General features: G+C 48.3%; 15 protein-coding genes. 4 read left to right on the plus strand and 11 right to left on the minus strand.

The window, feature by feature from the left end; translation table 11 throughout:
• The first annotated feature begins 223 nt into the window (after positions 1–223).
• Entirely contained in the window at positions 224–1345 is a 1122-nt protein-coding gene (locus tag X965_RS06810) for a cupin domain-containing protein (protein ID WP_004237569.1), read from the plus strand.
• 143 nt (positions 1346–1488) lie between these two features.
• The gene (locus tag X965_RS19740) at positions 1489–1896 is read left to right on the plus strand and encodes a hypothetical protein (RefSeq protein WP_015422704.1); all 408 of its coding nucleotides are present in this window, start codon (positions 1489–1491) and stop codon (positions 1894–1896) included.
• Between the two features lie 162 nt (positions 1897–2058).
• Here X965_RS19740 and X965_RS06815 read toward each other — a convergent pair whose 3' ends face one another.
• The 4 genes from X965_RS06815 to X965_RS06830 form a co-directional block, all read right to left on the minus strand.
• Positions 2059–2385, minus strand: a complete 327-nt coding sequence (locus X965_RS06815) for a hypothetical protein (RefSeq protein ID WP_253280766.1) — start codon at positions 2383–2385, stop codon at positions 2059–2061.
• A gap of 82 nt (positions 2386–2467) precedes the next feature.
• Positions 2468–5164 (minus strand): magnesium-translocating P-type ATPase, encoded by a 2697-nt coding sequence (gene mgtA, locus X965_RS06820; RefSeq protein ID WP_036417521.1) that lies wholly within the window; start codon positions 5162–5164, stop codon positions 2468–2470.
• 669 nt (positions 5165–5833) lie between these two features.
• Entirely contained in the window at positions 5834–6280 is a 447-nt protein-coding gene (locus X965_RS06825; RefSeq protein ID WP_036417523.1) for a GNAT family N-acetyltransferase, read from the minus strand.
• Between the two features lie 4 nt (positions 6281–6284).
• Entirely contained in the window at positions 6285–7622 is a 1338-nt protein-coding gene (locus tag X965_RS06830; RefSeq protein WP_036417524.1) for a PLP-dependent aminotransferase family protein, read from the minus strand.
• A gap of 86 nt (positions 7623–7708) precedes the next feature.
• On the opposite strand from X965_RS06830, the gene X965_RS06835 reads away from it, so the two are divergent.
• The gene (locus X965_RS06835; protein ID WP_036417526.1) at positions 7709–8593 is read left to right on the plus strand and encodes a DMT family transporter; all 885 of its coding nucleotides are present in this window, start codon (positions 7709–7711) and stop codon (positions 8591–8593) included.
• 9 nt (positions 8594–8602) lie between these two features.
• Positions 8603–8842, plus strand: a complete 240-nt coding sequence (locus X965_RS18930) for a M91 family zinc metallopeptidase (protein WP_072144561.1) — start codon at positions 8603–8605, stop codon at positions 8840–8842.
• On the opposite strand, the gene X965_RS06840 is transcribed toward X965_RS18930, so the two are convergent.
• From X965_RS06840 to X965_RS06870, 7 genes are all read right to left on the minus strand, one after another.
• On the minus strand, positions 8833–9975 hold the full coding sequence (locus tag X965_RS06840) for an MFS transporter (protein WP_036417528.1): 1143 nt from the start codon (positions 9973–9975) through the stop codon (positions 8833–8835). The two genes, X965_RS18930 and X965_RS06840, sit on opposite strands and share 10 nt — an antisense overlap.
• Entirely contained in the window at positions 9975–10769 is a 795-nt protein-coding gene (locus tag X965_RS06845; protein WP_225973376.1) for an HEXXH motif-containing putative peptide modification protein, read from the minus strand. The genes X965_RS06840 and X965_RS06845 overlap by 1 nt, the downstream gene beginning before the upstream one ends.
• A gap of 524 nt (positions 10770–11293) precedes the next feature.
• Positions 11294–12319, minus strand: a complete 1026-nt coding sequence (locus tag X965_RS06850) for a low specificity L-threonine aldolase (protein ID WP_004237556.1) — start codon at positions 12317–12319, stop codon at positions 11294–11296.
• A gap of 69 nt (positions 12320–12388) precedes the next feature.
• Positions 12389–13045, minus strand: a complete 657-nt coding sequence (locus X965_RS06855) for a Crp/Fnr family transcriptional regulator (protein ID WP_036417529.1) — start codon at positions 13043–13045, stop codon at positions 12389–12391.
• Positions 13046–13165: 120 nt separating this feature from the next.
• Complete coding sequence (locus X965_RS06860) at positions 13166–14413, minus strand: adenosylhomocysteinase (protein ID WP_036417531.1); 1248 nt, start codon at positions 14411–14413, stop codon at positions 13166–13168.
• A 117-nt stretch (positions 14414–14530) separates the two neighbouring features.
• Positions 14531–14992 (minus strand): NUDIX hydrolase, encoded by a 462-nt coding sequence (locus X965_RS06865; RefSeq protein ID WP_036417533.1) that lies wholly within the window; start codon positions 14990–14992, stop codon positions 14531–14533.
• 18 nt (positions 14993–15010) lie between these two features.
• Entirely contained in the window at positions 15011–15916 is a 906-nt protein-coding gene (locus X965_RS06870) for an AEC family transporter (RefSeq protein ID WP_004237552.1), read from the minus strand.
• Positions 15917–15983 lie beyond the last annotated feature (67 nt).

Here is a 15983-nt window from a genome sequence, read left to right on the forward strand (position 1 = left end):
TAAAGTATGAAATAACGAAATCTGTTATTCCGCCAGGCTAAATCATGCTGGTTCATTTATCGTGGATAACGATTTCTTGTCTCCGACCGTCCGACAACTGAATCACTATAAGCCCACGAATCTCCCCGCAAAAGTTATTGACCCGCACTTGACCCCAAACAAAAATATGACAGCGCATTGCTTCTATAATTATCCGCTTATTTCCTCATATAGATGTGGTCACATGGTTAACAAACTGAATCTTAACTGGCCTGAATTTTTAGAAAAATACTGGCAGAAAAAACCCGTTGTACTGAAAAATGCATTTCCTGATTTTGCCGACCCTATCACGCCGGATGAACTGGCCGGCCTGGCTATGGAGCCGGAAGTTGACAGCCGCCTGGTCAGCTTCATTGATAACAAATGGGAAGCGAGTCACGGTCCGTTTGAGGACTACAGCCAGTTAGGTGAAAAAGGATGGTCATTGCTGGTACAGGCTGTCAACCATTGGCATATGCCGGCTGCGGAATTGGTAAAACCGTTCCGCGTGCTGCCTGAGTGGCGTCTTGATGACCTGATGATTTCCTACTCAGTGCCCGGCGGTGGTGTCGGACCACATATTGATAACTATGATGTTTTCATTATCCAGGGCATGGGCCGCCGTCGCTGGCGTGTGGGTGACGCCCTTCCCATGCGTCAGTTCTGCGCACATCCGGCATTACTGCATGTCGACCCGTTTGAGCCGATAATTGATGTGGAAATGGCGCCGGGCGATATTCTGTATATTCCGCCGGGATTTCCTCACGATGGTTTCACCTTCGAAGATACCATGAACTATTCTGTCGGCTTTCGCGGACCGACAGGACGTGATCTGCTGAGCAGCTTTGCAGACTATGCACTGGAACAGGATTTGGGGGGCGTCAATTATGGCGACCCTGACCTGAAAGTACGTGAAAACTCAGGTTCAATGGAATCTTATGAGGTTGAACGCCTGCGTGCCATGATGATTGAAATGATCAACAAGCCAGGTGATTTCGAACAGTGGTTAGGCCGTTTTGCAACTACCCCGCGCCATGAGCTGGATATTGCACCTTCGGAACCGCCGTATGAGCCGGAAGAAGTACTTAGTGCTCTGAATGCCGGTGAAAAACTGATACGACTGAGCGGACTGCGTGTTCTGCGTATCGGGGAACATTTCTTCGTTAATACCGAAGGCTGGATGACCACCGAAATTAAAGGTGCGGATACATTGTGCCGGTTAACCGAAGTCGGCGTGAATGAGCTCGGTGAAGCACTGGAGAACCCGGTTTTTGTTGCGGAATTAACCGAATTTATCAATCAGGGATATTGGTATTTCGACGAATAAGTCACATCAGCCCGACAAGATAAAACACCCGCTGACGGGTGTTTTATCTCCGCGTTTCAAAAACCTCTCGTTCACTACGCTCAGCCATGATAAATTGGCCGGATGTCCATCCCCAAATATTTCCTTTTTTGTGAGATAGTTCAATGAGTAAGAGTGGAAGAAACTATACAAAAGAAAAAATAAGACAGCGCCATATAGCAAATAAAAAAAGAAAACACCCTATTCGTCTTTTTATCAAAAGTTGGGATTTTTGGGGTAAATCCTGCCTTGGCCTTTTTGTTTTTGGCATGTTTATTTATTCATTAAATGATAATGTAACCATTCATTTTTTATGGATAATCTATGCCTGCATTTGTTTACCTTTATTTCCGTTTGCTAAAAAATGCAGTGATGATGTCCTTCGTCATTATTTTTCAGAATCAACATTTGAGGATGTTATTAATGGTAGTAGCCCCCGGGGGCTTGGCGGATTGTATCTGATGCTCATTATTCCGTTTGTCATCCCACTGGCAGCGGGATACTTTATATATCAGATTATAAATTACAAATAAAACCTATCGTTATTTAATCATGTCCATCTGTATGATCTGAAAATAACCGGAATCGCCGGAAATCCACACCATCATAGTTAACAGAACCATCCGGCTGAAATCCGTAACGTGTTATAAACCGGGAAACTTTTCGGGATAACGGTAATAAAATGGTGATACTGGTTAAGTGTATTTCATCAAATGCGTGGCGGATAATTTCATCACAGATGATTTTTCCCGTTCCCCAGAAATCAGGATGAAGTACCAGCGCCAGGTCAGCATCATCACCTTCCCTCCCCAGCCTGCAAACACATCGTCGATCACAAATGCCCAAGGGCCATATCCATTTATTTCCCACTGAGCGTCTTTTTCTTCTGCCCAGTTGCGGCTTTTTCCATCATCAAAATCCGGACTACCCAGCGGCATTTGCTGTAACACTTTCGGGTGATTGTTCAGTGCGGTAATATCGGCCGGTTTTATCTGAGTGAGCCGTTTAAATTCTAATTGCATAGTATTCCTTTTATTTTGATACTCTGATTGTACCTATTATTCAGTAAAAATCAGCTGAATAACAGGTACAACATATCTTAACTTACAGCCACATTCCGAAACGGCGGATATAAATGCCCTTCATGATTTGTGCCAGACCGCAATAGCTGACCAGCGTAGCAGCAAGCCACGGGAAATATTCCCACGGTAACGGCTCAAGCCCGATATAACTTCCGATTGGTGAAAACGGCAGCCAGATCCCGATGGCCATAACAATCCCGGTAACCAATAATACCGGCAGTGTTGCTGTGCTCTGAATAAACGGGATCCGTTGTGTTCTCAGCATATGCACGACCAGCGTTTGTGATAATAACCCCTCAACAAACCAGCCGGAATGGAATAAGACCTGGTTGTCCGGACTGTTTGCCCCGAAAACAAACCATAATAATGCAAAGGTGGTGATATCAAATACAGACGATGTCGGGCCAATCCAGATCATAAAGCGCCGGATATTGCCCGCATCCCATTTACGGGGTTTGCGCAGGAATTCTTTATCCATTTTATCCCACGGCAGCGCAAGCTGAGACATATCATAAAGCAGGTTCTGAATCAGTAACTGAATGGCCAGCATCGGCAGGAACGGAATAAAGGCACTGGCGATAAGAACAGAAAATACATTACCGAAGTTAGAGCTGGCGGTCATATTCAGGTATTTAATAATATTACCGAATGTCTCGCGCCCTTTAATGACCCCCTCCTCCAGAACCATCAGATCTTTTTCCAGCAGGATAATATCCGCGGATTCTTTGGCGATATCCGTTCCGCTGTCCACGGAAATTCCGACGTCCGCATCCCGCAGTGCCGGTGCGTCATTAATTCCGTCCCCGAGAAAACCAACGGTATGGCCGGCGGACTGTAAAATCCGGACCAGGGCTGATTTTTGCAGCGGCGTCAGTTTGCAGAAAATAGTGTGTGTTTGCGCCACCTGTTTCAGTTCCTCATCACCGAGGAGCGCCAATTGATCACCACTGATACTCATCGAGGCATCCAGCCCGACTTCACGACAGATTTTTGCTGTGACAACCGCATTGTCCCCGGTAAGCACTTTTACGGTTACCCCGTTATGCTTCAGTGCTTTAAGAGCTTTTGCCGCACTGTCTTTCGGCGGATCCAGGAAGGTCAGAATTCCGCATAAAATCATATTCTGTTCACTGTCTGCGGAGAGCGGCAATCCCTGCTCTTTGCTGTCCAGAACCCGCTCTGCGAGCAGCAGCACTCTGAATCCGGTTTCATTATAATGATTGACCAGCGCCATAATGGCCTGTTTTTTCTTATCATCCGCCGGTGAAATATGATTGCCGGTCCGGATCAGAGAACAGCACGCCAGCATCTCTTCCGCCGCACCTTTACAGATAAGCAAGGCGGTACCATCCGGTTTTCTTACTGATACAGACAGACGTCTGCGGACAAAATCAAACGGCAGTTCGTCAATTTTCTGATAATTGTGCAGAGACTCTGTTTCGGCTTTACCGCGCCCGAAACGGATGATCGCCTGATCCATCAGGTTACGTGTGCCGCTCTGGTGAAAGCTGTTCAGCCACGCCAGTCCCAGTATGGCTTCATCGGTATTACCCTCCGTATCAAGATGATGCTCGAGGATAATATTATCCTGTGTCAGCGTTCCTGTTTTATCCGTGCACAGGATATCCATTGCGCCAAAGTTTTGTATTGCATTCAGCCGCTTAACGATAACTTTCCGCCGCGACATTGCAATTGCGCCTTTCGCCAGGTTCGAACTGACAATCATCGGCAGCATTTCCGGGGTTAACCCGACTGCGACGGCAAGTGCAAAGAGTGTGGCATCAAACCAGTCGCCTTTGGTAAATCCGTTAATCAGCAGGACAACCGGCACCATCACTAACATAAAGCGGATCAGCAGGATACTGACACTATTCACCCCGCGATCGAATGACGTCTGTGAGCGTGTTCCGACAATGGATTTCGCCAGTGAGCCAAAATAGGTTTTGTCACCGGTTGCCACCACAACACCCAGTGCCGTGCCGCTGGCCACATTGGTGCCCATCAGGCAGATATTGCCCGATTCCGTCAGTGATTGTCCGTTTTCCGTTATCGTTGCGGCATCTTTTTCATGGATATCGCCCTGAGTATCATATTTCTCTACCGGAACCGATTCCCCGGTCAGAATGGCCTGGCTGATAAAAAGATCACGGGAACGAAGCAGCCGCAAGTCCGCCGGTATCATATCCCCGGCGCTCAGAACTACTATATCCCCCGGAACCAGACATTTTACCGGCAGTTCTGCCCGGACAGATCGTCCTTTTTCACGCCGGAGTACTGTGGCAGTGGTTTTTACCAGTGATTTCAGGGCTTCTGCGGCTTTGTTGGTCCGGTATTCCTGCCAGAAACGCAGTACCACACTCAGAAAAACCATCGTTCCGATGATCAGTACACCGGTGAGGTCAGTGTCTTCGCCCTGTTGCAGGGGGATCAGATAATCCGTCATAAAGCTGATAACGGCCAGCGCCAGCAATACATAAATAAACGGATTATGAAATGCGGAAATAAACTGAATAAACGCGGGAGGTGCTTTGTCATGTGCCACCACGTTTTCCTGATGTTCTATCAGGCGGTCAAGGGCATCAATTTCATCCAGCCCCAGCATATCAGAATGTAATTCTGCTAATGTTTCGTCTGGTGTTTTTGCGGCATATACCGCCGCAGGGAAAGCATTATTATCGCGCACAGCCGGAGTGACAGTGCGGTTAACGTTGACAGTCATGGTACGATTCCTTTTATTTCCTCAGATAAACTGAGTCATTTATTTTTCACCGGACTGTCTGATTTAACAGTTAATTTAAATAACTGTCATGATAACGGACAGTCCGGGAAATGATATATTTCCGGGCCCGGGTGGTGTGTCCATATATTCCTTATCAGCAAAAGATAGCCTGTACGCTTATTCATAAATGAATACGTACTGTGGATTTTTTAATAAAAAGCCATGCCCCTTCCGTTCTGAATAGACGGAATAGCAGGATACGGTGCGCAAACACGGCAATTTAAAATGAATTAACCGAAAAACAATCAGTTAGGAGGGAATAACGCCAGCATATAGAGATTCATGATAAATCCGTCCTTTCGGGCCTATCCCGTGAAAGATAAGCTAAATTAAATAAGGAAGTACCATTATAAAGAGAGGTACTGCCGCAGTATTACTGCCGGCAGTCAGAGGAAAACAGAATTACCGGCAGGATCAATGTATTTTGATAAATAATCTATGACTGTCCAATTACGTGTTCTCCGCAAGAAATAAACACATGGAGTATATTCCCGTAAAATCACAAAGTAAATCGTTTTCTCTGAGGGAGAAACAATATATATAATAGTATTATTTAGTTAAACAACACACTGATTTAACAGCGTATATACGATAAAACAGTATCCCTTTTCACTGTTTATAAATATCCGGTCTGACAATCTGCCAGATATAATTCTCCCGGTTGACCGGGCTGTAACCCGATTTTTCATATAACCACGGCGCTGACGATGTGACCAGCATAATGCGTCTCAGCCGGTTCATCACCGGATGTGACTGACAGCACTCCATCAGCCAGCGGCCGAGTCCTTGTTTCTGATATTCATCGATAATATAAACATCGCAGAGATACCCGAATGTAACCCCATCGGTGACAAGCCGTGCAAAACCGATTTGTTCTGTACCGGCAAATAACCCGAAACACAGGCTGTTCAATATACTTTCATTGACCAACTCCCGGCTGATCCCTTCCGCCCATGCGGAATGCGTCAGATAGTCATGAATTTTACCGATATCCAGCCTGGTGATATCCGTTGTTACGGTATAGTGCCGGTCATGCCATTCGTGAATGCTTTTCATAACATCATAAATCCATCAGATAGGTAATGGTGTCTCTGACAGCCATCAGCGCGGATTCCAGGTCATCATACGGCAGTGTGCTGACAGCCACACGGATAGCCTGCGGGATATCGCGGGTTACGGCATAAGACTCTGCAGGACTGACGGCAATATTGGCCGCTCTCAGGCGGCTGATAACCGCATCGCAGCGCACATTTTCCGGTAACGGGATCCACAAAAAATAGCCGGCCGGATGTGCGATATGGGGTAAATCAGCAAAAATCCGGCTGACAATTTTTTGCCGGGCTTTGGCATCGCGGCGCTTTTTCTGCTCCAGTTTTTCGGCTTCTCCCTGCTCCAGCCACTCACGGACAATACCGGTCATCAGTGCTGGTGTGTTCCAGGTAGTGATGCGGATAATTTTTTCCAGCTCAGCAATATATTCCGGAGGAGCAACAATTAATCCGACCCGCAAGCCGGTGGCGATATTTTTGGAAAATCCGGTGACATAAAATGTGATATCCGGCGCCAGTTCTGCCAGCGGAGCTGGTGCTGGTTTCTGCAGAAAAGCATAGGAGCCGTCTTCTATCAGAAAAAAACGGTTTTCCCGGGCCAGACTTATCAGCTTCCTGCGGGATGTCAGATCCATCACCCAGCCGAGCGGATTATGCAGTGTCGGCATGGTGAAATAGCCGCGGATTTTCCGCTGGCGGCATAATTGTGCCAGCGCTGCCAAATCCGGGCCTTCCGGGGTAACCGGCACCGGAACCAATTCGATATGACAGGTTTGTGCCAGTGCTTTAAAGCCGGGATAAGTCAGTGCATCCGCCGCAATTACATCACCGGGGCTGAACATGCTCAGTACAACAGAGGCCAGACCGTGCTGGGCTCCGCTGACCATGACAACAGTATCCGGGTCAACGGCAGAAAAACCACGCAACTTCAGGTGATCAGCAACAACAACCCTCTCCTGATGCCGCCCGGCGTGAGGCAGGTAATGCAGCAGACTTTCCAGATGACCGCTCATGGATAACCGGCGCAGCGTGTGGCGCAGTAATGCGGTCTGTTCCGTGACTTCCGGATAGATAAAGTTAAGGTCATACATTGCCGGAGTGACATCACATTCAATACCGGTAACCGGTAATAAACTGATATCTCTGACAAATGTTCCCCGTCCGGTTTCACCACTGACCAGCCCCTGATTGATCAGTTCCTGATACACACGTGACGCTGTCACTAATGACAGCCCTTCCTGAGCCGCAAAAGCACGATGAGTCGGCAATTGTGTTCCGGCCGCCAGTTCACCGTTACGGATACGGGCTGCAAGGGTATCGACGTACTGTTTATAACGTGGCGTTGCCATACAAATGTATCCATGACAATTTTTTGATTGTCATAATTATCCGCATTACTCTCTGTAATAACAAGAGGCAATTAACGGAGTACAGGATGGATAATGCAATGACAACGGTTTCCCGCTCAACACACGGCTGGATCAACGGGTTTATCGGCGTGCTGATTTTCAGCGGCTCCCTGCCCGCCACCAAGGCGGGTATTACCGGCTTTGCACCGGATTTTCTGACAACCGCCCGCGCAGCGATTGCCGGCATTGCCGCTCTGCTCATTCTGGCCGTTCTGCGCCAGCGTTTGCCAGCTGCGAAGTATCTGTTGTCGCTGATCGTTGTGGCGGCGGGTGTCGTCGTCGGGTTTCCGCTGCTGACAGCTCTTGCTCTTCAGTATGTCAGTTCGGCACACTCGATTGTGTACCTGGGATTGTTACCGTTGGCGACGGCACTGTTTGGTGTGCTGCGCAGCAATGAGCGTCCGCGCCCGGCGTTCTGGCTTTTTTCTGTCCTCGGCAGCTTGTTTGTGATGGGGTTTGCCTTATTTCAGGGCGGTGAAAGTACTCTGACAGGTGATTTGTATATGGTTGCGGCCGTGTTGCTGTGCGGACTGGGTTACGCGGAAGGTGCCCGCCTTTCCCGGCCACTCGGCAGCTGGCAGGTGATCTGCTGGGCATTGGTGCTTTCTCTGCCGCTGATGCTGATTCTCAGTATCACTTTCCTGCCGGTGACATTCAGCGGTATACCGGCACAGGCCTGGGGCGGACTGATTTACGTTTCGTTATTCAGCATGCTGATTGGTTTTTTCTTCTGGTACCGTGGCCTGGCGGAAGGCGGTATTACCGGTGTCAGCCAGTTACAGCTGTTACAACCGTTTTTTGGGCTGGTGCTTTCCGCGTGGTTACTGAATGAAACCGTCAGCTCCGTAATGGTTGCGTCAACCTGTGGTGTGATTGCCTGTGTTGCCGGTTCAAAACGGTTTTCCCGGTAAGAAAAAACCATGTTGTGCCCGGTATCTACCGGGCTGGCTATTGTTTTGTATCATGAATTAGTACATGTACTCCATTATCTGCAAGGTGAATGTATACACATTATTCCTGCTGATTCTCCTGAAAGTATCCGTTATCCTTATTGGGAAGAAGAAGCCAGAACCATTGGCTTCGATCCTTTTACATCAGAAACTATCTCTGAAAATACTTTTCGTGCAGAAATAGGTGTTCCGCTGAGAATTCACTGGTAACCCACTCCCTTTCGCGATGCCAGTATACCGGCGACAACCAGATACAGCGCAATAACCAGCGGTAAAAACAGTATCGAATCGCTGTAAACCGCCGCTGTCATTGCCGCACCAATTGCCAGTGAAATACCGGAGAGACCGTCGAGGACTGCGATTTTACGCGGAGAATTGGCCAGAGTGATCAGAGTATCGATACCCGCACCGTAAAACATTTCCAGCAGAGTGACACCCAGCACAATCAGTAACAGAGCCGGAAGTTCTGCGATACCGGAGAACCACGGAATAAACAAAAAAATGCATAAACCGGTTGCCGCCATCAGTGCGGTAATAATACCCCACTTCTCCGTGAAGTAACGGTATACCGGGATTTGCCCTGCGATAATAACCAGCGTATTAAACAGCAAAACCGGTCCTATCAGATACTCAGAGCCGGATCGGATAAGCTCCAGCGGCACAATGACTTCAAAACTGTAATACAGCATGGCAAAAATAGTGCTGAGCACAGAGATCAGAACGGTGTCTCTGCCGGTAAGATCAGAAAAATGAAGGTAATAAAAGTGATTTTTCGTTTCACCGGGACAAGAACGCAGTTTTGCTGAGAAGAGAATACCAATCATGAAAATCCCGGTCAGAATCAGTAATGCGTACGTAAAAGGCAGTGAAAAAAAGACACACAGTGTAATGAGTACCGGTGCAATCGCAGCACCGGTATTATTCAGCGTCATTCGTACTGAAAAGCTTTCGCTGATATTTTCCGAGGTAGCTTTAATATAGTATTTTGCTGCTACTGAAAATACGGAAGTGGCAATACCGTTTGCCAGCATCACCACAAGACACAGATAAAATGTTTGTCCGATAAAGAGAAATAACAGTGATACCAGTTTAAACGACAGTGAAAAAATAATGGTTTTCTTACTGTCAAACCGGCTTATCAGCGGAATAATAAAAAAATAGGCCAATGAGAATGACCAGAATTTAATCGTGCCGAGATACAGAATTTCTTTTTCACTGAGTGTTTTCCCGGCAAAGTAAAGTAATGCCAGCGGCATCAGTAACCCGGAGCCCAGCGCATTAAAGAAAAAGCAGATATTAATCGCCCTGCTTTTCCGTTCAAAAATCACCCGGTAGATCAGCATCAGCTGAGATTCCAGCGCTGACAGATAGCCGTAAAAATATTTTTTCCTGTTTCTGTCAGTATGGCATGTTGCCTGACAATATCGGCAGTATTACGGAGTTTTTCCAGATTACTGCTCAGCCGGTCATAATATTCCGGCTCCGGTATACCGTCACTGTTACGGATAATTTCAGAAAATACATAGCAGATGCGGGATAATACAAACAGTGCATGAAAAATACCGATCATCGGCCGGTCGTCATCACGCAGTGGAGCAGCAAAGACTTCATCAGCTGGGTTTAGTACCAATGGATCCCCCGCATTGAGGATATTCAGTGCCGTATGGCCGCATTCATGTGCCAGAATATCAATATAATAAGCGACCGAATGTGACGGATGAACATAGGCAAACATCATTCCCCACATATAGAAATTGGTACCGGAACGCATAAAGCGGGAGCCGTCTGCGGTTTCCTGAGTCAGGTATATCTGATGGATAAACCGGTCAATTTCATTGCCGGTTTCCGGCGCGCAGCGATGAATAACGGATAATGCCTGTGTTATTTTTTCCGTTTCCGCTGCTGCCAGTACCGGATCATCACAATAGCCGAAACCAAGTTGTTTATCATCACGGATAATTTTCAGGATCATCGTTTCTGCCAATAAATGACCGGCAGATGTCAGTGGCGAGATAGTCAGTGGTAACGGCGTTCTTTTTCGCATCAACTGATTGAGGTAAGTTACCGCATCAGCATGTTCATCATCTTCCGCATATTTACCGGCGATATAATGAATAGCGCAATTTTGCCATGACAACGGAACTTCTGAGCTTATTTCTGGTAAACGATAATAGGATAATAAATAATTAAGTGATTCATAGACTTCATCAGAAAAATACTGATAAGCCTGCTGATGTTTATAATCAGGAAAAGTCAGATTTATCATATAACAGTGTCCGTCAGGTGGATAAGCCATGCCCCGGCTGACTGACATGGCCTATCAATTAGTTAGTGTGTTTATTATTTACTGAATGACCATCCTGATAACGGCGATTTTATTTTCAGCAATTTACTTTTATCTAATTTCTTCATTATTTCATTTCCTTATTAATAACAGATTATATGAATGGGTGTACTGTGTACTCAGATTGCTGTTAAACCCTAAAATAAAAATAACGATTAAAAAAACACTTTTTTTAGTCAGTGTTATTTTTCTGAATCAGTATCACGGAAATAAGCAGGAATAATGATGAAATAAATAATTGCCATAATATGAAGTATAAAAAAACCACGCTGTGTTTTCACCGCGTGGTTTTATCAATACGGAAATTATCCGGACCCTCAGATCAGTGACAGAAATGTCTTTTTAAAGTCATCGATATCATGCTGTGTGGTTGCCCACGAGGTGCACAGACGCAGACAGGATTTTCCCGGTTCCTGCAACAGCGTTTCATGGAAAACAAACTGTTTTTTCAGCTTTTCTGCCAGTGCGGAAGGCAGAATAACAAAGACCTGGTTGGATTCCGGCGGTGCCAGGAAGGTAAAACCCTGCTCCGTAAAGAATGCCGCCAGTTGTCCGGCCATGCTGTTGAGGTGTTTGCCTAATGAGAAATAGAGGTCATCTGTAAACAACGCCAGGAACTGAGCACCCAGCAACCAGCCTTTTGCCTGAAGAGCGCCCTTCTGTTTGATACTGAACCGGAAATCATCTTTCAGCGCCGGATTATTGATCACCAGAGCTTCCGCCGCGATCGCACCGATTTTGGTACCGCCGATATAGAACGCATCTGTCAGTGCCGCGATATCCTCAATTGTCAGATCACTTTGTGCGGACATTAAACCAGATGCGAGACGGGCGCCGTCAAGATAGAGCCATAACCCGTGCTCATCACAGAAACGACGCAGTGCCTGCAATTCTGCTTTACGGTAAACCGTGCCGATCTCAGTGGAATTGGTAATATAGACCAGTTTCGGTTGTACCCAGTGCTCATCATTATGTTCGGCAATGACCGGTTTAAGATGATCGGGTGTCAGTTTGCCGTCAGGGGAAAATACGGTGATGACTTTGTGTCCGGTCGCTTCAATTGCCCCGGTTTCATGGGTGGCAATATGGCCGGTGCTGACGGAGATCACTGCCTGATGCGGACGCAGAAAATGGGAAATCGCCGTCAGGTTGGTGATTGTACCGCCGTTAAAAAAGTGGATATCAGCCTGCGGCTGACCAATCCGCTGTTTAATCAGCGCTGCGGCATCACCGCATAAAGTATCCGTGCCGTAACCGTCATGGCGGTGGCCTGCTGTGTCAGTAATGGCTTTTAAAACAGCCGGATGTGCAACTTCATTATAATCATTCTGAAAACGGTACATATGCTCCTCCGATAGTGTGCAGTAATACTATGCTTATACTTACCGGCGCACAATGGCACGGATCGCAGTTCAGTCCGGTTTTACCAGCCCGATCACACCTTCACTGAGGGTAATTTTTCCCTGTGTTTTCAGGCGCAGCAGAACTTTATCAGTATGACGCCGCGATGTGCCGAGAATGCTGGCCAGCATGTCACGGGGAAGATGGATCTGATGGCCGCTGATTTGTGTCAGCATATAGAGCAGATTGTTTTCGACGGAATCAACAGCATTCATCAGCCGCTGTTCACCGTTGATAAGGCAGCGTTTTGCCAGCTGGCGGTTAAGCAGCAGAGACAGGCGGTGATCCTGTGACAACCAGGACAGAAATGTTGCCGCCGGCATCCGCAGTACACGGCAGTCTGACAGCGCAATCACATCATAACGGTATGCCTGCCGGCAAATCGCCTCCATCTCCCCGAGGAATTCACCACGATAGCAGAATGTCAGCCCGACCTGCTTACCATTCTCCGCCTGCTTGTTAACAATAAACTCGCCGTCCAGAATGATATAGACCGCCTGAGCCGGGTCGCCCTGGCAAATCAGATTCTGTCCGTTATAAATATGCAGTGTGGTGACACTGTTTCTGACAACTTCCGGCGCATCACGGAGCAGGCCGTCTGCCTCCGGCAGCAGCTCTTCTTCGCTGAATTTCAGCCATAATTCACGAAACGGGGTTGTATTTTGCATGTACCGTATCTGTCAGGACGGGATAATCAGTGGGTAAACGTTAGCATGGTTAACAACAGGTTTGAACCGGTAAACACCGGTTTTGACGGGCTGCGGATTACCGGCAGCCCATCAGTCAGGTTACTTCAGCTCGTAGCCGTTCAGATACTGCTGCTGTCTGGTGGTCAGATTATCAAGTGAAACCCCCATATCCTGTAATTTCAGTGCCGCCACTTCACGGTCGATTTCATCACTGACATCATAGACTTTTGCTTCGTGGTCATGGCTGAGCAGATACTCGGCGCTGAGTGCCTGAAGAGCAAAGCTCATGTCCATAATTTCTGCCGGATGCCCGTCCGCACAGGCAATATTAACCAGCGCACCACGGCCCAGCAGATAGAGTGTGCGGCCATTTTTCAGGGTATAACCTTCGATGTTTTCGCGGACGATTGTGACGCTGTCACTTAACTGCTGAAGATCGGTCAGATTGATTTCATCCTCAAAGTGCCCGGTATTACTGATAATGGCACCCTCTTTCATCAGACTGAAATGATCCGATGTCAGTACATCACAGCAACCGGTGGCGGTGATAAAGATATCACCCAGCGGTGCTGCGGCGGACATGGTCATGACCGCAAAGCCGTCCATTTTCGCTTCCAGGGCTTTTATCGGATCCACTTCTGTGACAATCACTTCCGCGCCCAGTCCTTTCGCCCGCATGGCACAGCCTTTTCCGCACCAGCCGTAACCGGCGACGACCACGGTTTTCCCGGCAATAACCAGGTTGGTGGTACGCATAATGCCGTCAAAAGTGGATTGTCCGGTACCGTAGCGGTTATCAAACAGGTGTTTGGATTGTGCACCGTTAATCGACAGCACCGGGAAATTCAGTGCGCCGTTTTTTTCACGGGCCACTGCACGCAGAACACCGGTGGTGGTCTCTTCACAGGCACCGATCGTGTGCTTTGCATATTCCGGATACAGGCTGTGCAGCTCATGTACCAGGTCACCGCCGTCATCAATAACAATGTGCGGTTCACAGGCCAGAGTCTGTTTTACAAAGTTGCGGTAGGCTTCCGCATCCGCGCCGTGGATGGCAAACGTATGAATACCGCTGACAACCAGTGCGGCCACGATATCGTCTTTGGTGGACATCGGGTTGCTGCCGGTGACGGACACCTCAGCCCCGCCTGCGGCCAGAACCCGTGCCAGATAGGCGGTTTTTGCTTCCAGATGAATAGAAAGCGCTATGCGTTTTCCGGCAAACGGCTGTTCTTGTGTGAAACGCTGTTCCAGTGCACGCAGCAGCGGCATATGGGCGCGAACCCAGGCGATTTTTTGCTCACCCTGTGGTGCTAAGGAGAGATCTTTATAAATACTGGTAACCATGGCAACTCCTGCATACGGCTTTTATAACGGGATGAGCCACAGTAATCGGAGGTTGCGGGGGTCTCCAGGGCATTTGCCCTGAAACAGAAAAAAAAGACAGCCGGGTGAAAGCTTTGTTCAGCGGCGCGCCTGCACCATAGCAATCAGGCCGCAGACATCCTGCGGGACATTGTCCGTTTTCAGGATCTCGTCCGGCGTCATCCACTGAAAGTCCGGATGTGGTACGGCGGTTTCATCCAGCGGATGGCACCAGTACACCATATCAATATGCCAGTGGTCGCCGGTTTTCTTATCCGGGATAAACTCTTTCAGGATCGCCATCGGTAATGGCAGCACGCCGGTTTCCGGCAGTGGTGTGATAAATTGCTGCGCCTGTGTATCCCAGCTGACAATCCGGCATTCCAGTCCGGTTTCTTCGTGAATTTCACGCAGTACAGCATCCTGAGGCTCTTCATTTTCCTCAATATGCCCGCCGGGCGGCAGCCAGATACCGAGCTTCGGATGGTGATGGAGCAGAAAACGGCCGTGGTTGTCACTGACCAGACCGGAAGCGGTAAAATGTTTGATAACAGACGTCATTATTTTTTCTCAGGTTATTCAGGTGATCATGGTCAGAACCACCGGCAGAGTCAGCACCGCCACCATGGTCTGAAACGTGATAATCCCGGCCATCAGCTGGCTGTCACCACCGAGCTGACGCGATAAAATATAGGCGGTCGGTGCGGTCGGAATAGCAAAAAAGATCACAAACAGCTGATATTCCAGTTGGGTTAATCCCATCACGGTCGCCACAGCAATCGCCAGCAATGGCATAACACACAGGCGGACAAGGCTGTTAAGGCTGATTTTCAGTGCGGAATAGCGGATAGTCGCCACCTGCAATGCCGCCCCGACACAGAGCAGCCCCAGCGGCAGACTGGCACCGGCCAGCAATCTGGCAAACTGACCGGTGTTATACGGAAGACCGGCACCGGTGACATTCAGGAGCATCCCGATAATACAGGAAATAATCAGCGGGTTTGTCAGAATGGGTAACAACAGGCGGCGCAGCGATAACTGCCGAAATTCAGATAACGCAACCACGGAAATGATATTACACAGCGGAACCAGTACCGCGAGGATCACCGCCGCCACCGCCACACCGGACGGGCCGTAAAAATCATTGACGATGGATAGCCCGAGATAGGTATTAAAGCGGATCGCGCCCTGCAGCAGTACGCCGAATTCTGCCGTTGGTATTCCGCGCAGACGTTTTACCACCGCAAATGCTGCGGTGGCCAGCCCGAGCATAATTACCAGTGCGATTGCCAGTTTCGGCAGTTGCGGGTTATCCAGCGGAGCAACGGCGAGGCTGTTGATAAGCAGCGCCGGAAATAAGATATAGTAGTTCAGCTTTTCCGCGCCGTTCCAGAACCCGGCATCGAAAACCGGCCGCCGCTTCAGAATGCAGCCGAGCAAAATCAGCGCAAACAGCGGCCATAATGTCATCAGAATTGCGAACATCAGCGGAAATCCGGCAAGAAACGTATTCCCGCATCATAACAGGAACAACAGGTTACGCGAGCAGCAA

Origin of the sequence: Morganella sp. EGD-HP17 (assembly GCF_000512315.2) — a bacterium.
Lineage (GTDB): Bacteria > Pseudomonadota > Gammaproteobacteria > Enterobacterales > Enterobacteriaceae > Morganella > Morganella morganii.